This is a genomic window from Rhizobium sp. YS-1r (genome assembly GCF_000757525.1).
Lineage (GTDB): Bacteria > Pseudomonadota > Alphaproteobacteria > Rhizobiales > Rhizobiaceae > Neorhizobium > Neorhizobium petrolearium.
The window spans coordinates 7,407-25,622 of record NZ_JPYQ01000054.1 but is presented as its reverse complement, the minus strand read 5'-3'; the positions used below and the strand labels follow the sequence as shown (position 1 = coordinate 25,622).

The 18,216-nt window shown below is 63.1% G+C and carries 11 protein-coding genes and 1 pseudogene; 5 read left to right on the top strand and 7 right to left on the bottom strand.

Going from position 1 to position 18,216, the window contains the following annotated elements; all coding sequences use genetic code 11:
* Positions 1–1,353: 1,353 nt before the first annotated feature.
* Positions 1,354–3,351 (bottom strand): sigma-54-dependent Fis family transcriptional regulator, encoded by a 1,998-nt coding sequence (locus JL39_RS22875; RefSeq protein ID WP_052183071.1) that lies wholly within the window; start codon positions 3,349–3,351, stop codon positions 1,354–1,356.
* 349 nt (positions 3,352–3,700) lie between these two features.
* Between JL39_RS22875 and JL39_RS22870 the strand changes: the two genes are divergently transcribed.
* Genes JL39_RS22870 through JL39_RS22855 form a run of 4 tightly spaced genes read left to right on the top strand, consistent with a single transcriptional unit; the run spans position 3,701 to position 7,559 of the window.
* Complete coding sequence (locus JL39_RS22870; RefSeq protein WP_052183070.1) at positions 3,701–4,909, top strand: GTP-binding protein; 1,209 nt, start codon at positions 3,701–3,703, stop codon at positions 4,907–4,909.
* A 3-nt stretch (positions 4,910–4,912) separates the two neighbouring features.
* Positions 4,913–6,211, top strand: a complete 1,299-nt coding sequence (locus JL39_RS22865) for an RNA polymerase sigma-54 factor (RefSeq protein ID WP_037156302.1) — start codon at positions 4,913–4,915, stop codon at positions 6,209–6,211.
* Entirely contained in the window at positions 6,208–6,930 is a 723-nt protein-coding gene (locus JL39_RS22860) for a CoA transferase subunit A (RefSeq protein ID WP_037156300.1), read from the top strand. Before JL39_RS22865 ends, JL39_RS22860 begins: the two co-directional genes overlap by 4 nt.
* Positions 6,930–7,559, top strand: a complete 630-nt coding sequence (locus tag JL39_RS22855) for a CoA transferase subunit B (protein WP_037156298.1) — start codon at positions 6,930–6,932, stop codon at positions 7,557–7,559. Before JL39_RS22860 ends, JL39_RS22855 begins: the two co-directional genes overlap by 1 nt.
* Positions 7,560–7,638: 79 nt before the next feature.
* On the opposite strand, the gene JL39_RS22850 is transcribed toward JL39_RS22855, so the two are convergent.
* The 5 genes from JL39_RS22850 to JL39_RS22830 all read right to left on the bottom strand — a co-directional run bounded on the left by JL39_RS22850 (position 7,639) and on the right by JL39_RS22830 (position 15,395).
* A complete protein-coding gene (locus tag JL39_RS22850; protein ID WP_037156296.1) occupies positions 7,639–8,466 on the bottom strand; it encodes a hypothetical protein in 828 nt (275 codons plus the stop codon).
* Positions 8,463–10,733 (bottom strand): hydantoinase B/oxoprolinase family protein, encoded by a 2,271-nt coding sequence (locus JL39_RS22845; RefSeq protein ID WP_037156294.1) that lies wholly within the window; start codon positions 10,731–10,733, stop codon positions 8,463–8,465. The genes JL39_RS22850 and JL39_RS22845 overlap by 4 nt, the downstream gene beginning before the upstream one ends.
* A 65-nt stretch (positions 10,734–10,798) precedes the next feature.
* Complete coding sequence (locus tag JL39_RS22840; RefSeq protein ID WP_037156293.1) at positions 10,799–12,955, bottom strand: hydantoinase/oxoprolinase family protein; 2,157 nt, start codon at positions 12,953–12,955, stop codon at positions 10,799–10,801.
* A gap of 102 nt (positions 12,956–13,057) precedes the next feature.
* Positions 13,058–13,456, bottom strand: coding sequence for an acetone carboxylase subunit gamma (locus JL39_RS22835; protein ID WP_081952956.1), 399 nt, complete (start codon positions 13,454–13,456; stop codon positions 13,058–13,060).
* A 4-nt stretch (positions 13,457–13,460) separates the two neighbouring features.
* Positions 13,461–15,395, bottom strand: a complete 1,935-nt coding sequence (locus JL39_RS22830) for a hydantoinase/oxoprolinase family protein (protein WP_037156291.1) — start codon at positions 15,393–15,395, stop codon at positions 13,461–13,463.
* Positions 15,396–15,797: 402 nt separating this feature from the next.
* Between JL39_RS22830 and JL39_RS22825 the strand changes: the two are divergent.
* Positions 15,798–17,155, top strand: a pseudogene (locus JL39_RS22825) (ISKra4 family transposase).
* Positions 17,156–17,327: 172 nt separating this feature from the next.
* On the opposite strand, the gene JL39_RS31775 reads toward JL39_RS22825, so the two are convergent.
* The coding region (locus JL39_RS31775; protein ID WP_244446952.1) for a methyl-accepting chemotaxis protein at positions 17,328–18,216 on the bottom strand (889 nt) is incomplete at its 5' end.

The following is an 18,216-nucleotide window of genomic DNA, read 5'->3' as shown; positions in this document are numbered from 1 at the left end:
AAAGTCCCATCTAGATTGTCGCGCAAGTTCCTCCCAGATCGCCGCGCTATAGCGTCCAGCGCATCATGCTGGCCGCGCTCTGGTCGGAACCCATAGCTGAACCCGAGGAAGTCCTCCTCGTAGGTTTGGTTCAGCACCGTCGCTGTCGCCCTCTGGACAATCTTGTCTTCAAGGGCGGCAATTGCGATCGGTCGCTGCCATCCGTCTGGCTTCGGTATATACGTCCGCCGAGACGGAAGGGCACGATACATTCCCCGTTGAACCCGACTATGCAGGTCCAAGATCCTTTGATCGAGGTCTGCTTCGTAGGTTCGCCACGTTTGTCCGTCCAGGCCGGGGGCTGCGTTACGCTTGAGTGCGTAGAACGCCGTCCTCAGCATCTCTGGATTGATGTGATGGAAGAGAGAGCGGTGAACTTCTCCTTCTTCCTTTGCCTTGCAGCATTCCGTATGCGGTCCAGCGCATGGGACACACTTTCCCGGTCCTGTGCCCGGCGCGTGCTTTGCTGGTCCGCATTCCCCTTGGTTCCTGCCCTTGGCTCCCCTTGCTCCGCCACCGATACTCCGGCGTTGTTCTCAAGGTTCGTTGCTACTATGGCAGGATCTGACTCCTCGAGATCGTTCTTCACCGGATTCGCCTCCTCGCCTTCCCGATGCGGACCAGCAGTGGCATCCCACTCTGGCCAATCCCGAGGTCTCCCGGTTCCCGCGCAAGGAGCGTCCATGCATGCCAGGGTCTCAGACCACGCCGGGTTCAATCGACACTCGCGCTGTCGCACCGATTCATATTGCCTTCCGCACACAAGACGAACGTCGGCACCCGAGAAGCGTCAATCTCGCGGTTCAATGGCTGGCCTACATGCTCCCCTGTCAACGCTTCACGCACAGCCTCACGGCTGCCCGCGCATGACTCGGGGTCAATGTGGATCGCTACTCCTTCATTGCAATGGACTTTCACCATCTACTCCTTGCCGGTTTCTACCGGCGCACCTTGTTCCGACCCCAACTCCCATCGTCTGAGCTGTTTGGCTTCTCGGGCCTTGTCGACGGACTACGCCGTGGGATTCGCCGACGCTGCTCCAATCCTGCTTGTCGGCACGCACGTGGCCGTGCAAATAGCCATCTGCAGGCATCCGGATCGCATGAATCTGCGTCAGAAGCTCTCCCATCTGGCGGTAGCCTGCGTGATATCACCCTCGGTCATCCCGTGACGGAGCGAGCGGCCGGGGAGGTGCGTCAACAACGAATAACGCAGCGGGAGAAGGAAACGCGTTTCATCAACGCGCAGCCACGTAGGGACCGGCACCGTCAAATCGCTCGTCCAATACCCACAGCGCGTTGGCTCCCCTTGCGATCAACCGCGCATCAGGCCCACGCTCTCCTTTAAGCCGAGCCGCTCGATCCGGACATAAAGCGTGCTCTTGGCGATGCCGAGGTCACGAGCAGCGGAGGTCAGGTTGCCCTGATGCTGGCGGATGGCGGCAAGGATAGCCTCGCTTTCAGCGCGCACCAGCGTGCCCGTGGCCGCAGCGGGTGACCCGAAGGCCACGTCCACCCGGTTCGTGCCGGCAAGCTCCGGTGGCAGGTGGCCGCCCGAAAGGCTCGCGCCGCCGCTTTCGAGTAGCATGCCTTCCAGCACGTTGCGCAGTTCGCGGATGTTGCCTGGCCAGTCATGACGATGAAAGACTTCGAGAACCTCCGGCTTCATGTCCGGCACCGGGATTTCGTATCGGCGGGCAATCTCGGCAAGAAGATGCTCCGCCAGCGCAGGGAGGGCGCCTGCCCGGTCGCGGAGAGAAGGCAGCTTCAACGTCGTCACGGCAATCCGGTAGAAAAGGTCGGGGCGAAAGCGACCCGCCTCGACCTCGGCCTTCAAATCGCGATTGGTTGCCGCAATCAGGCGCAACTTGACCTTACGCGGTTGATTTTCACCAATGCGGTAAACCTCTCCGGCCTCGAGCACACGTAGGAGATGCGGCTGGAGATCAAGTGGCATTTCACCGACCTCGTCGAGGAATAGCGTACCGCCATCCGCGGCCTCGATCTTGCCCGTCATACCGCCGCGCCGTGCGCCGGTGAAGGCACCCTCGGCATAGCCGAACAGTTCACTGGTCAGAAGCTCCCGGGAGAAGCCACCGCAATTGATGGCGACAAAGGGCCCGGAGCACTGCACGCCGCCGGCATGCAGTGCCTGCGCGAAGGCATCCTTACCGACACCGGTTTCGCCAAGCAGGAGAACCGGCACGGGGCTTTTGGCTAGCAGGCGGGCCCGCCGCACCGCCTCCAGATAGGCCGGCGAGCGGCCGGTCAGGCGGTCGAAAGGGTCGGCGGCAGCCGGAGGGTTGCGCGGCAAGGCCCGCAGGCCGGCGCGACGCACCACCGCGCTGCGGTCCGGCAGAACCAGCACCGCCCCCAACCGCTCCCCTTCCAGCAGAATCGGTTCGATCCAGTTGTGGTCGATCCAGTCGGGCATGTTTTCCGGCGCGACGCGCCCCTCACGCCAGGGCAGCGTCAGATCGCGGATCGCGCTTGCCGGACTGCCCCGCCCCTTGGCCAATTCCGCCATCAGCGTGGCCGCCTTGTCATTGGTCTTGATCGCCCGGCCGGAGCGATCGAAAACGATCAGGCCGTCGCCACCTGGCGCGCGCAGCCGCTCGAGACAATGGTCGAGAAGCCGATAGCGCAGCTTCATTTCCCGCTGTCCCAAACGGTTCTCGATCCGCCCCGCGGCGGCCACAGCCAGCGCAAGGCTGTGTCGGCTGTAGCTCTCGCTCAGGCCAGAAATATCAATCGCCCCGAGTGTTACGCCGCTCAGCGGATCCCGGATGACGCTTGCCGAGCAGGACCAACGCTTGATCCCGGAACAATAATGCTCCGCCGAGTGAATCTGTATCGGTTGGCCGATCTGAAGCGCCGTACCAATGGCGTTGGTGCCGCAGACAGCTTCGCTCCAATTAGCGCCCGGCATGAGGCGGATGCGCTCCGTCGGATCACGCAGCGTGCGATCGCCCTCGACACTCAGAACCACCCCTTCCGCATCCGTCAGCACCATGACGGTGCCGGTTTCGAACAGAAAATCGCGTGCGGACGCCATGACCGGGGTGCTGGCTCTGACAAGGTCCCGATTATCGCCGAGTATGCCGTGCAACGTCTCTTCGACTACGGGATCAGGCGCATGCGAGCGCCCGGGATCGACGATGCCATGGCAGCGCCGCCAGGAATCGTCGATCAGCCTTCGGAGCGCATCCGAAGCCGGATCCTGCCCGCCCATGAAGCGCTCCCAGGATGACATGATCTTGTCGTCGTTTTCCGGACGTGAAAATGTCCGGTACGAACCGTTGCCAGTCACCATCGCTCCTCCTCCCTTTTGCGGCGCCCCCAAAACCACTCAACGACCGGCATCCCCTCCCCGGAACGGTTTCCAGCAGCCGCCTCTCCCAATCTATGGATCCAACGATGAGAGACGTTTAACACCAAAAAAGCATCTATTGCATTCATTTTTCGTGGGCCCTCGCCACCCGAAGGGCGCAGCTACGTCCGTCGGCGGCCGCTCTCCGAACGCCAACCGTCCGGTTTCCGGACGGTCCCGAAACAAGTCACATCCGCCATGATTTCGCTAAGCCGTTGTTCCGGCCTCAACCTTTCGGTTGCGCGGAACGTGGCACGAATCCTGCTTCTCTTCTCCTTCGGGAGGACTGACAGTGACGGACAAAAAAAGCAATCTCTCCGGCGCGAATGCCTGCGGCCGGGTGCCGGTGACGATTCTGACGGGCTTTCTCGGGTCCGGCAAGACAACCTTGCTCAATGCCCTCACCGCCCGTCCGGACATGGCGGGCGTTGCCGTGTTCATCAACGAGTTCGGCGATGTCGGCATCGACCACCATCTCGTCGAGCGCGTGGACGACACATTGGTCATTCTCGAATCCGGCTGTCTCTGCTGCACGGTTCAGGGCGATTTGATCGGGGCCTTGATGCGGCTGCATAAACGCATGTCGCGACGGGAGATCTCGCCGGTGAGCCGAGTGCTGATCGAAACCACGGGCCTTGCCGATCCCGCACCCGTGGTGCGGGCCTTAATGGAGGACCGGCTGGTCTCCGCCCGTTTTCGTTGCGACGGTGTGCTGACCGTGGTCGATACGGAGCGCGCCCGCGCGCAGATCGCCCGCCACCGTGAGGCACGGGTGCAAGTGAGCCTCGCTGACCGGTTGCTGCTTTCCAAATGCGACCTCGCCAGCCGTGCCGAGCGAACCGCGGTGGAGCGAGAGCTTGAAGCACTGAACCCGGCGGCGGTACGTCTTGCGCTCCGCCACGGCGAGGCCGATCAGCAGGTTCTCTTCGGCGGCGGGCTCTATGTTTCGGGTCAGGCGCCCGCCGCCGTAACCGGCTGGCTTTCCGGCCAGCGCAATGCGGCGAAAAGCGTCTTCCATTGCGAGCCGCATTCAGGAAGGGTCTCGAGCTTCGTCGTGACGCTGGAGGAGGCGACCGGCTGGCGCGGCTTTGCGGTCACGATGGGTGAAATTCTATCACGCTGGGCTGGGCGGCTGCTCCGGGTAAAGGGCCTTGTCTCCGTCGCCGGCCTCGACCAGCCGGTGGCGGTGCAATGCGTGGATAGCGCCGTCTATGCGCCCCTGCGGCTCGCAGCCTGGCCCACCTCCGGCCCTCTCATGGATCGGCAGGGCCGGCTGGTCTTCATCGGCGAGGATCTCGATGCGCACGTCGAGGCGGATATCCGCGCCCGGCTGGTGGCCCTGCCCGGCGACCGCGAAGCGCTTCGCCGGGCTGCCGTCGCGGGACTGCCGACGCGCACCTGGCTCGGCGAACGCATGCCGCTCACGCCCCGGCCCGGCCTCGTCTCGGATGCGTTCATAATCCAGCCGCGCGTTCTCGGCGAAATGCCTGCGCGGATCTGAAGGATGCGCGGCGCGACGGAACTTCGGCTGGGACAGACCCCTTCGCTGCGCATGACGCAGGTCATGCAGCGCGCCATGGCGCTGCTGCAGATGGACAATGCTGAACTGGCCGGCGCTCTGGCCCAGGAGGCGGCGGCCAATCCCTGCCTGCAGGTCGAACTGCCCTTTCCCGCACCGACGACCGGCGGTGGCCCGCCGCGCTGGCGCCCCTCCCCGTTCAGCGCGGAGGACGGGGAAAGCGAACGAGTTGCCGCGCTGGCCGCCAGCCTCTATGGCCACGTCACAACCCAGATCGGGCTGCTGTTCCGCACCCCGCGGGAAACCGCCATCGCACTGGTCTTCGCCGAAGCGCTGGAGCCGAGCGGCTGGCTCGGCATGGAGGTGAACGCGATTGCCGCGCGCGCCGGCTGCTCCCCCGCCGAGGCGGCGAGGGTGCTGGCTCGCCTTCAGGAGATGGAACCGGTCGGGCTCTTCGCCCGCTCTCTCAGCGAATGCCTCAGCCTGCAAATCGCCGATCAGGGCGCGCTGACGGAACCGATGCGATTGCTTCTCGACCGGCTTCCGCTGCTGGCGCGCGGCGAAATGGCGGCACTTGCCGGCCAATGTGGGGTGAGTGCCGAACAACTCGGCGTGATGGTCGCCCGACTGCGCCGCCTCGACCCCAAGCCCGGTGTGCGCTTCGAGGCGTCACCCGATTTTCGTCGCCCGCCGGATCTCCTGGCCGAGCGCGACAAAAGTGACAGGTGGCAGGTCATGCTCAACCGCGAGAGCGTGCCAAAGATCACGATCGACCCCACGGCCGAGCCGCGGGGTCCACGCGCACTTGCGGAAGCGCGCTGGCTGGAGCGCACGGTGGAGCGCCGCAACCGCATGATCCTGGAGGTCGCGGCTTTCGCCATCGGCGTCCAGCGGGATTTTCTCGAATACGGCCCGGCCCGGCTTCAGCCACTGACCAACAGCGAGGTGGCTGCAGCCATCGGCTGCCACGAAACGACCATCAGTCGCATCCGCACCGGTTTGACGGTCGAGACACCGGCGCGGATTCTGCCGCTTTCGGCCTTTTTCGCCCGTGGCGGCACGGCCCGTCCCGATGGCGCAGGGGTGCCCGGCCCGGCGATCACGACATTGATCGCGGAGTTCATCGCGGCGGAGCCAAAGGACAGACCACTGACCGACGCAGACATCGCCGAGGCCCTGGACGCCCGAGGCATTCGCGTTTCGCGCCGAACCGTTGCCAATCGCCGCCGCGAGGCGGGGTTTCCGGGCGCGGCGGATCGTATGAAGGAGAGGAGAAGAACATGACACGACCCGCAAGCGGGAAGAAAATCCATGGCTCGGCGAGACAGGCGCTCGACGGGCTCCTGTTCGACGGCATGACCATTGCGGCAGGCGGCTTCGGCCTCTGCGGCATTCCGGAATGCCTGATCGACGCACTGGTTGAAAGCGGTGTGAAGGATCTGACCATCGCCGCCAATAATTGCGGGGTTGATCATTTTGGCCTCGGCAAGCTGCTCGACACCCGGCAGATCCGGAAGATGATTGCCTCTTATGTGGGCGAGAATGCCGAATTCATGCGGCAATACCTAGCCGGCGAACTGGAAATCGAGTTCAACCCGCAGGGAACGCTGGCCGAACGCATGCGCGCCGGCGGTTCCGGCATTCCCGGCTTCTACACGAAGACGGGCGTCGGCACGGTGATCGCCGAGGGCAAGGAGCACAAGCAGTTCGACGACGAGACCTATATTCTCGAACGAGGCCTTGTCGCAGACCTCGCCATCGTCAAGGCGTGGAAAGCCGACGAGAGCGGTAATGCCGTCTTCCGCAAGACAGCGCGCAACTTCAACTCGCCGGCGGCGATGTGCGGCAAGATCTGCGTGATGGAGGTCGAGGAAATCGTGCCGACCGGCAGCCTCGATCCGGATCGCATCCATTTGCCCGGCATCTATGTCCACCGGCTCATTCAGGGGCCGCACGAAAAGCGCATCGAAAAACGCACGGTTCGTCAAAGGGAGGACGCTTGATGGCCTGGGACCGCAATCAGATGGCGGCACGCGCCGCACGCGAACTCGTGGACGGAACCTATGTCAATCTCGGCATCGGTATTCCGACCCTCGTGCCGAATTTCATTCCCGATGGCGTGTCCGTCACGCTGCAATCGGAAAACGGAATGCTGGGCATCGGGCCGTTTCCCTATGAAGGCGAGGAGGATGCTGATCTCATCAACGCCGGCAAGCAGACGGTTTCGGAAATGCCCGATACGGCCTATTTCGATTCAGCCACGTCCTTCGCCATGATCCGCGGCGGAAAGATCGCCATGGCGATCCTCGGCGCGATGGAGGTGAGCGAAACCGGCGATCTCGCCAACTGGATGATCCCCGGCAAGCTCGCCAAGGGCATGGGCGGCGCGATGGATCTCGTCGCCGGTGTCGGCCGCGTCGTTGTCCTGATGGAGCACGCCAACAGGGAAGGCGAATCCAAGGTGCTGAAGGCATGCACACTGCCGCTCACCGGCACGCGGGTCGTGGACCGGATCATCACCAATCTCGGTGTGCTCGACGTGGTCGAGGGCGGCCTGAAGATCGTGGAACTGGCGGACGGCACCAGCGACGCCGAGCTTCGCGCCGCCACGCAAGCGACCATCGTCGACTGACAGCCTGATCGCCGACACAGCAAAGCCGGGACCGAAAGGCCCCGGCTTTGCTTTGAGCGTGACGGAGGAGGAACAACTGTCAGGCGCGCATCCGTGCCAGCGCATCGAGCACGGCTTCCGGCGGATGATCGGGCGGAATGCGTGCATAGCGGAATTGCGTGGTGCCGATTTCGGGTAAATCGCCGCCGGCAAACAGCGGCAGGCTAACATCCTGGCCCTGCACCCGATCGCCGCCGCCGATCACCGCATCGAACAGGGGCTCCTGACCCGGTCGAACGCCGCGCCCGACCACGGCCCAACGATAGTGGCGGGCGGCGTTGAAGACGGGCGCATAGCGGTCCGCCGGCCCCGCTGCGCCTTCGGCCTCTTCGATTAGAAGGCCGCCAACGGGACGCGCGCCAACGCATCGGACGAAATCGGCGATATACATCGCCGCATCCTCCACCGCGTCGTCGTCGCGCCCTTCGGCTTCGCGTCCGACCATGCGTTGCGCTTCATCGAGCCAGACGGCTGGCGACGGCATTGCCAGAACCATGGGAATCTGGCCCTGAAGATTGGCCGCAACCGCCTCGGCTACCTCGTCCAGAAGCTTGCGTGGCCCCTCCTCCTCCAGCATCCGACGCAGGGGAAAGGTCGCGCGCTTCTTGGCTGCCATCTCCACCGCCAGTCCCGGATGGCGCGCTATCCAGGACCGGTAGAGATCGCCGACGGGCACGACGGCAACATCGGCCCGCAACAGGCCGCGCGCCTGCGAGAAGAAGGAAAGGTATTTTGCCGCCCCATCGGCCCAGGGATCGCCCTCGGGACCGAGAAGGAGCCGTCGGGCGTAGCCCGACGACTCGAGCCAGACCCTCAGACGGTTTGCGCCCGACCCGCCGGGCAGCATCTCCGCGAGACTAGCGCTCATTGCTTCTCGCCTCCCATCGCGCCCAGGGCCATCAGGCGTTGCTCGAGTTCGGCAATCCGCACATCCTTCGGATGCGCCATGTAGTTCGGCTTCGGCTCGTTGCCGCGCCGGCTCTTGTCGGGCGACCCCATGTAGAGCGTGTCCACATCATCGCCCCAGCAGCCGAAATATTGCAGATGCGCCGGCGGCTTGGGCTTGTTCCAGCCCTTGACGAACTCCGAATAGGGCACCGAGCGGGCGATGCGCGCCTTGCGCTCGTCGGCACGGGCTTTTTCCGTGGCGTCGAAGTCGATGGCAAGCGTCACCGGATCGAAGACTACCTTGTAGAGCCGGGCCGCCACTTCCGGCGACATGAGGCCTTCCTCGATATCGCGGACGACACCCACCGGATCGCGCTCCAGAACGTCGCCATAGCCGGCACCCGCCCCTTGCGAAATCATGAACAACTCGCCGCGCTTCGAAATCTCGAAGCCCATGCCCATGTGGTGGGTGGTGTAGCGCGCGCCCTCGAAAGGCTGCTCGTTCATGATCTCCTCGATGGAGTGGCGGAACTTTTCCGGCTGGTTGAGCAGAATGTCATAGACATCGACGCCCTGCACCTTGGACAGCGGGTAGCAACCGCAGGCATAACCGCCGAACAGGCCCTGGATCGGAGGGATCTTGGCACCTTGCGCAGTGGTCATGAAGCCCCACTGCTCGCTATCCTTGGTGGCGACCATCATCGTGTAGCCCTGGCCGCCGCGATACTTGCCGGGCGCAATCGCGTCTCGCGTCATCTTCTTGGAAACGAGCTGGAGGAAAGGCACTTCCTCCTCGTTCAGTTCCTGCTCGCCGATGTCGGCCATGGTGGCAAAGATCGGCGCCAGCGCGTGCTCGCCATCCCGGTCCACCGTCGCGCCCGCGCCCATGCCGTTGAGGTCGGCGCAGAGGTTGCCGAGCGTTTCGCCATGCTGGCTGACCCCGCCCCAGATGAAGGTGTTGATCATGTTGAAGGTCGGGGCATGGACCTTGGTGAACTTCTCCGGGCAGGAATAGAGGAACTTCGCCACCGCATGCTGGCCGGCGGTGAAGCCGGTGAAGATCGACATCAGCGATTGCGAGTTCGGCGCGTCATAGGAGCAATTGACGATCGAATGCGGGTCGGTGATCACTTCGATCGGTGCGAACGCCGCCTGCCCGCGCGGCAAGTCCGGCCAGACATAGCACAGGAAGACCTGCGCCAGCATGCCCTTCAGGCCGGCGACGATGGTGTTCGTGGCGCGGTTGGTGAATTCCGGCGAGGAACCCCGGAAGTCGAAGATCAGCCGGTCGCCGGTCTTGGTGAGCTTGCAATTGATCTTCACCACGCAGTTTTCGCGCAGCGTCGAATCTTGGATGATGTAGGTCCTGACCGTCATGTCCGGCCATTCGGACACGCGGCGCTTCACTTCGGCGCGGACGTTTTCCATGGTCAGGCGCAGGGTCGCAACGAGTGCTTCCGGACCGTCGGAATTCAGTGTTTCCTCGATGCGCTGCTTGATGCGCAGGCAGGCGAACAGCTTCACCTTCATGTCTTCATATTGCAGCTTCGGTTCGCGCACAGAGTTCTGCAGGAAGGTGAGAATGTCCCGCTTGATCTGGTAGTTCTCGACCACCTTGAAGGGCGACATCTTCAGCCCCTCGTCGCTCGGGCTTTCGGCCATGGAGGGCATGCCGCCCGGCTCGATGGCACCGTTCTCGCCCTCATGCACGGTGGAGGCCACCCAGCAGACCAGCTTGCCCTTGTGGAAGATCGGCAGGATCATCGACTGGTCGGTGTTGTGGACATTGCCGTAACGGCTGTCGTTATGGATGAAGCCGTCACCTTCCTTTACGCCCACCGTCGGGTCGTTCATCCAGTTCTTGATGATGAACTTGATGGGGTGGTGCACGAGCGCGGAGAAAATCAGCACGCCACCCGCCGAGGCGATGGCAAGGTCGCCCGACGCCGAATAGACGCCGGTGATGACGTCGCCCCACTTGGCGCCGGGGGCCGCCCCCATCTGCTCGACCATTTCATAGCCTTCGTCGCAGCCGGCCTGGATGCGGTCGCGGATCTTGGCGACGATGTGGCTGTCGGAAACCCTTGTGACGGCCTCGTTTTCCTCTGCCGTGCGCGGCATCAGGTCATGGTTCTGCATGATCTCCGGATCGGGTCCGAGGAACAGCGTGGTATCGTCGAGGAACTTCTTGATGAGATTCATCTCTTCGAGCGAGGGCATTTTCGCCCGGATATCGATCTTGTTCATGGAATTCTCCTCCAGTCGGGTTGGGCGTAAGGCTCGGCGCTCCTCCAGCGCCGGGCTGGCCGTTTTCAGTGGCGGGTGACGGGATTTTCGTTGCGCAGGAACCAGGAGGCTCCCTGCTTCGCCGTTACATAGGTCCAGCCGGGATTGACGAGGAAGGTCGTGACCTCCGAGGCGACAATGGCCGGTCCCGCGATCTCGATGCCGGGTTCCAGATCCTTGCGCGCCCAGACCGGCGTTTCGAACGGCCCGTCGTGACCGACGAAATGGCAGGTGCGGTGGCTGGAAGGCGCAGGCGGCGCCTTGCGCTCCGGTTTCGGCACGGGCTTGATATCCTCGAATTTCACGGTCTCGTGCCGCGCGTAAGAAGCGACGCGGATCGTGTTGATGCGGATGCCCGCTTCCGGCGCCTGCGAGCCCTCGCCGAAACGCTTGCCGTAGTCGGCCGAGAACTGCGAGATGATCGACAGCACCTCGCCCGGCCCATGGACCTCGTGATTGGGAATGACCGCCGTCGTCTGCACGAGCTGGTTGCCGTAGCGCATGTCCAGTTCCAGATCGTGACGGATATCCTCCAGCGGCACGCCCTGGCGCAGGAGGTCCTGCCGGCCCTTTTCCTTCAGTTCGGCGACGATGGCGTTGAAGCGGTCGTAGTCGTCGAAGATGTGGCGCGTATTGCTGTCGTAAAGCACCATGTAGAGCGACTGCTCATGGATGTGGAGCTGGTGCATGTTGCCGGCACCGACCGCCGAGAAAACCGACGAAAGCGGCGGCGCCAGAATGCGGTCGATATTGAGGTTCTGGGCAATGCCGCAGCAATGCAGCGGCCCGTTGCCGCCATAGGCCAGCATGGTGAAGTCCTTGGGATCGTACCCCCTGGCGCGCAGCTCGGTGAAGAGGCCGTTGGCCATGTTGTCATCCACCTTCTCGCGGATCAGCTTCGCCGCCTCGATGACCGAGCAATCGAGTTCGTCGCACAGCGCATCCTCGATGGCCGCCTTGGCGCGGCGCGGATTGAGCGGGATCGAGCCGCCGGCATAATTTGCCGCGTCGAGATAGCCGAGCAGCAGGTCGGCATCCGTCACGGTCGGGCGCAGGCCACCACGGTCATAGCAGGCCGGGCCGGGATCGGAACCCGCACTTTCCGGACCGCATTTCACCGTCTTGTACATGCGGTCATAGGACGCGATGGACCCACCGCCGGCGCCGAGCGTGACGAGGTGGACCATCGGCACCGATACAAGCCAGCGGTCGATGACCGGATTGAAGTCGTAGTGCTTCACCCCGCCTTCCACGACGATGCCGATATCGTAAGAGGTGCCACCCATATCGGTGGCGACGACATTGCCGAGGCTCACCTGCATGGCGAGATGCTCGGACGCGCCGATGCCCGAAACCGGACCGGAATGGATGGTCTGCAGCGCATCGGTGGAGTTGAGCTGCGCCATGCCGCCGGAATTGTGGATGACCAGCATCGGCTTGTCATACTTGTGGGCGCGCAGGTTCTGCTCCAGCGCCGAAAGCGCGTGATACATCGTCGAGTGCAGATAGCCATCGACGATGGCCGAGGTGGCGCGCACATATTCGCCCTTCCGGCCCGCCACCTGATGCGACAGGATCACCGGGATCGCACCGAGCAGATGCGAGGGGTATTCCTCCAGGACGATTTCCTCGATGCGCTGCTCGTGCTCGGGGTTCACCACGGCATTGACCAGCGCGACGACGATGATCTGGGCGCCGCGATCCACCAGTTCGCGAAGCTGGCGGCGCACGTCCTCCTCGTCCAGGGGCATGACGAGCTTGCCCTGGAAATCGAGCCGCTCGCGGATGCCACGGATCATGTGCGGCTGGACCAGCGGTTCGGGACGCTGGGCGTTCGGCATGTCCTGCTGGCCGAGATTGTCGAGGCCCTCGCCATAGCCACGGGCACGGCTGAGCGGCACCGTCGCCTCATAACCGGCCGTGACCAGCATGCCGATCTTCGGCCCCTTATGCTCGATCAGCGCATTGGTGCCGAGCGTGGTGGCATAGCGGACGCTGTCGACGGATTGCAGGATCTGCTCCAGCTCCAGCCCAAGCACGGCGCAGGCCTTGCCGAGGGCCTCATTGAAGCCCATGGCCAGATTGTGATGCGTCGTCAGCGCCTTGGTTTCGATATATTGCTGGCCCCAGACGACAAAGCAGTCGGTAAAGGTGCCGCCGATATCAACGGATACGCGTTTCATTCTCGCTCCCTATCTTTCGCAAGGGGATCGCGCCGCCCTCCCCGGCAGGCGCGTCCCTGTGAATGGTCAGATCCCCGCGCCCCATTGCGCGGGGCGCCGGCATCAGTGGCCGTGGCCGCGACCGGGTACCACGGCGGGGCCGGCGTCCGGCAGCATGTCTGGACCGCGCTTGGCCCACTGGGCCTTCAGCGCGGGCACATCGACCTGCATGTCCTGCAACGGCGGATGGCCGGGAACGGCATATTCCGTCTCCACCTGCGTGCCGCAGTTCGGGCAGCAGAATTCGAGAATGCGCACCCATTCCGGGTCCGGGCTGAAGGTGAAGCGGTAGCGCTCCGGATCGAGGATCGGCGGATGGATCTCGCGCGGATCACGGTTGTGAACCAGCAGCCCTTCCTTGTAGTTGCCCTCGGCGGGCGCGATCTCGTGGTCGCATACCCGGCATTCCCATGTCTCCTTGTCGAGATCGATGCGGAGATATTCGGTCATCGGAATTTTCATATGGTCAGTCCTCCCGTTCCAGAATGATGTCGCCCGCCTCCGAGACGACGAAGCCCCAGCCCGCCGGCACGCGGGCCGTGAAGTAGTCCTCCTCAAGGATCGCCGGTCCGCTGGCATGATCGCCATCCGCCATCGATGCGAGGCGATAGACGGGCAGATCGACGCGCCCCTTGCCGGCCACCAGAACGTTGCGCTTTCCATCGGCCTTCGCCTCAGCCCTAAGCGGGAAACCGATATGGCGGGTCTCGTCGTGACGCAGGCTCTTCACCGCGTTGAGTTCCAGTTCGACCGTAGAAGCCTGCGCCACTTCCGGCGGGAAGTCAGGCGCATCACCCAGCGACACGATCTTCTCGCCATCCGCCGTGTCGGCAACGAGGCGGGCGGAAACCGCGTAGCTGCCTTCCTCAAACCCCTCGGCGAACATGTCGCGGGCGGCCTTGCGCTTCAGTGCATCGAGGGCGGTTGCAAGCCCCGCCGTCGAGCGATCCTCGAGCGTCACGGCATAGCCCTGCGAGACATCGCAGGAGCCGATGCCATAGGCGGAAAACACCGCCGCCATGGCCGGCACGGCAACCCGGCGGATACCCGCCTTGTCGGCCACACCGCAGGCGTTCAGCGGCCCGGCGCCGCCAAAGGCCAGCATCACCGTGTCCGATCCGATCTTCGTGAAACGGTGCAGTTCATCGGCAATCTTCGCCTCATAGGCATCCGACATGGCGAGGACCGCCGTATCGAGATCGATGCCCAACGGTTCGGCGATATTGCCGCGAACGGCCGCTTCTGCGCGGCTCGCATCGAGCCCCATGCCGCCACCGAAATAGGAAGCGGGATCGAACAGACCGGCCAGCAGGCTGGCATCGGTGATCGTCGCTTCCTTGCCGCCGCGCCCGAAGCAGGCAGGTCCCGGCAGGGCGCCGACACTTTCCGGACCGATGGCGATATGGCCGTCCTTCACCTTGAAGATCGAACTGCCGCCGGCACCGGCACTCATGATTTCGCACAGCGGGAAGGACACGCTGATGCCTTCGACATGACCGCGCCGGATTTCAGCGACCTTGCCATCCGTGCACTGGCCGATATCGGTTGTCGTGCCGCCGACATCGATGGAAACGGCATCGCGGAAACCGTAAAGCGCCGAGAACGCCTTCACGCCTTCCATGCCACCGCGCGGGCCGGAGGAATAAGTCTTGATCGCCACCGTCTTCGCCACGCGCGAGGCATCGCCGTCGTTGCGGAAGATCAGCAGCGGGTTCTTGGTGCGGAACGCCCTCAGCCGGTTTTCGGCATTGTAGAGGAAGGCCTCCATCGAAGGATGCAGGAAGGAGTTGATGAGCGCCGACCAGGCGCGGCGATCCGGATTGCGGTCGGAGGTGAGATCCGACGTATAGAGAACCGGCACGGCCCCCAGAAGATGGCGTGGATACTTGCGCAGCACGATCTTCTTGACCCGCTCTTCGGCCTCCAGGAAGCCGGCGCCGCCAAGCGCGATGACCAGACGGTTCGCACCCCGGGCGGCGAGCTGGTTGATGACCTTGACGACCTCCACCTCCGCTTCGGGAGCGTCGAGCATGGCAAGGTCGATGAAGCCGACACGGTCGCCCACCAGCGCCTCGAACACTTCCGGATCGTGCGCCCTCAAGGCGGTCGGCAGTGCCGCAGAACCGGTGTCGAGAACAAGACCGAGCTTCGGCCCCTTGCGCTCGCAGATGGCATTGGTGCCCTGCGTCGTGGAATAGCGGATGAGGTCGACCTCTTCGAGAAGCCGCTTCACGTCCGCCGTGCCGTAGACCACTTCGGAGGCCTTCTGCAGTCCCTCGAAAAAGCACTTCGAAAGATCGTAAGGGGTGGTCAGAACCTTGATTTTCTTCACGCCGTCATCCGACATGATGCACACGTCGGTCAGCGTGCCGCCATTATCGATGTTGATTTGCAATGCCATCGCGCATTTCTCCTCCCGTTCCTGTCAGGCGGACCTTTCGGCCCGTTCGGCGCGTTCTTCGCGCCGGGCTTTGCGGTTGCGGCGCGCGGCAGGCTCCTCCCCGCGGCACCGGACCGTCTATCCCGAGAAACAAGTGAAGCAGGTTTGCTTCCACGCAGCGGCGCTGCCGGAGGCAATCCATCAAGCAATTGAAACGATTTTATTATTTTCGGTATCCGCTGAACGCGGCACGGTGCCCCCAGGTTAGGCGTCCGGTTTCCGGACGGTCGCGCGGCGTCTCCGTCCGAAAGAAGGAAGGTCAACGTTCGACGATCATCCGCGCGACCAGTTCTGCGGGGAGCGGGAAAAAGGTGGGGGTAAGAGATTTCGGGTAAACAGGTGCCTTTTCTGAAGGGGCATTCGTTGGCGTCGCAGTTAAAGATGATCATCTCGGTCGAGCTTGTTGGCGTTGACGGCGTGTCGCAGCGTTGCGAAATTGCCAAGGTCGACCGGTCTCTCGATGGCGCCCGTCTCAACGATTTTGGCCTCTCCCTTGAAGAAGCCAAGAAGATACAGCGGCGCTACAACAGGAACTGACGCAGTTTCAGACGGATCAAGCCGCCCAGCGAGATCGGAAGTGCCACGACTGTAGCCGCCGTCGCTCGGTGCATGATAGTAGGTATCGTACGATCCATTCGCTGTTTGGATCTTGCAAAGTGCGTGTGCCGCGGTGGTGCAACTGTGCCTGCGGATCGACCGCGAAGTTGGGCACGGGAAGCGTCGAGACCCTGTTGAATGGCCGAGCTACCCCGGAGTTGGAGCGCATCCAAGCCGAACTGGGCTCCCGGATGTCATTTCGAGAAGCAGCCCGTGTACTTGATATCTTTGTGCCGGTCACGCGGCCTCATAATCATCGAACCGTAAGCAACCGGCTGGGCAAGGTTGCCGATCAGATCGAAAAGTGGGACGTCGCAGGCCCCTATCGTATCAGTCGCGCCGGCAAGTCTCCCGTTTCCGTTTTTATTGATGGCGCCTATATTCGCGCGGTTCCCGGCTATCAAAGCCGACATTTCGAGATCGCGATGGGACGCGTTGTTGCGCAAGGCCGAGCACCGCGTCAGTTTGCCGGTGCGCCGAATATCGCTACCGGCAAACACCATATCGTTCGCGCAGCGATGCGCGCGCAAGGATGGCTGCCTGGCCGAGACGTCACTGTCTTTAGCGACGGAGAGGTCGGGCTGCAGAGTATCGTCCTCAGCGCAACACGCGAGCCCGTCACGCATATTCTCGACTGGTTTCATCTATCGATGCGGCTGCGGCACATTGAGCGGGCCTGGGAGGGCATCAGGCATCTGCAAAATCTGGATGTCTATCTGCAAAACGTCGCGGTCCATGTGCCCAGGCTTCGGCATCTCCTCTGGAGCGGATATGTCCGAGAGGCAAGCGAAGCCGTAAAGCAGATGCTCGCCCAATTGGATCAGCATCCCGGATTTCGCGACGCCCCCGGCAAAATCAGGCGCCTATACGAGCTGATCAACAATCTTGGCACCTACCTGGGGCAGAACGCAGCTTCGATCGTCAACTACTGTCGGCGATACTGGTCCGGTCAGCCGATATCCAGTTCGCCGGCCGAAAGTGCAGCCAACAGCCTCGTCAATGCTCGTATGAATAAGAAGCGGCAAATGCGTTGGACACCGATCGGCGCTCATCGGGTTCTTCAAGTGCGAGCCGCCATCGCGGACGGCCGTCTAAAACAGGCAAAGCTCGACCTCACAGCCTAACCCCAGCTTTTTCCCGCTCCCAATCTGTTCGTCATGATGCTGCAGTTCACCGGCGAACGGCGGGATTGAGCATTTCAGGTGCGCATGGTGTCATATCGACCGCCTATACCCCTCGCTCGCGGGCAGGCCTTTTCATCGGCCGCACCCCCGCAGCTTCGATTGCGGTGCCATATCAGGCGGCGCGTCTGCCGGTCACTGATGCGGTAGTAGAGCGTATGGAGCCTGGTCTTTCCCGGTCGTTCTCCAATCGGAACCGGCTGACCAGTTGCGCCAGATCGGTTGCCTCCTGGGCGAGAGAATGGCTGGAGGCTGCCGTTTCTTCCACCATCGCAGCGTTCTGTTGCGTCATCTGATCCATCTGGTTCACGGCCGTATTGATCTGATGCAGGCCTGTCGACTGCTCCTGCGTCGACGATGCGATCGCACTGACCAGACCGGTGATATCGCCGATCTGCTTGACGATTCCGCGCAGCGCTTCACCGGTCTGTCCCACCAAAGCGACGCCCTGACCAACCTGCTGTGACGAGGTGGAGATCAGCGTTTTGATGTCCTTGGCCGCGTTGGCCGACCTTTGGGCCAGTTCCCTGACTTCCTGGGCGACGACCGCAAATCCCTTGCCCGCGTCGCCGGCCCTTGCGGCTTCGACACCTGCATTCAGGGCGAGAAGATTGGTCTGGAAGGCGATTTCGTCGATGACGCCGATAATCTGCCCGATCTGGCTGGAGGATTGCTCGATCTGCGACATGGCATTCACGGCATTGTCGACAATGACGCCGGATTGCTCCGCGGCTGCCCGTGCCGATGTCGTGACATCGGCAACCTGACGCGCACCTTCGGCCGTCTTCTTCACCGTTGCGGTGATCTCTTCGAGAGCTGCGGCGGTTTCCTCCAGCGAGGCCGCCTGCTGTTCGGTTCTCTTCGAGAGATCGTCGGACGCGTGGCTGATCTCCGTGGAGCCGCTGTGCATGCTGGTGATCGCCGTGGTAACGGCCTTCAGGATTTCCTGCAGATTGTCTGCCATCGTGTTGAAATCTGATTTCAAGGCGGCTGCCTTCTGCGCA

Coding starts and splice junctions, on each gene's coding strand:
- JL39_RS22875 (WP_052183071.1), bottom strand. CDS start 3,351: ATGGTGACTGGCAACGGTTCGTACCGGACATTTTCACGTCCGGAAAAC.
- JL39_RS22845 (WP_037156294.1), bottom strand. CDS start 10,733: ATGAACAAGATCGATATCCGGGCGAAAATGCCCTCGCTCGAAGAGATG.
- JL39_RS22865 (WP_037156302.1), top strand. CDS start 4,913: ATGCGCGGCGCGACGGAACTTCGGCTGGGACAGACCCCTTCGCTGCGC.
- JL39_RS22830 (WP_037156291.1), bottom strand. CDS start 15,395: ATGGCATTGCAAATCAACATCGATAATGGCGGCACGCTGACCGACGTG.
- JL39_RS22860 (WP_037156300.1), top strand. CDS start 6,208: ATGACACGACCCGCAAGCGGGAAGAAAATCCATGGCTCGGCGAGACAG.
- JL39_RS22840 (WP_037156293.1), bottom strand. CDS start 12,955: ATGAAACGCGTATCCGTTGATATCGGCGGCACCTTTACCGACTGCTTT.
- JL39_RS22855 (WP_037156298.1), top strand. CDS start 6,930: ATGGCCTGGGACCGCAATCAGATGGCGGCACGCGCCGCACGCGAACTC.
- JL39_RS22850 (WP_037156296.1), bottom strand. CDS start 8,466: ATGAGCGCTAGTCTCGCGGAGATGCTGCCCGGCGGGTCGGGCGCAAAC.
- JL39_RS22835 (WP_081952956.1), bottom strand. CDS start 13,456: ATGAAAATTCCGATGACCGAATATCTCCGCATCGATCTCGACAAGGAG.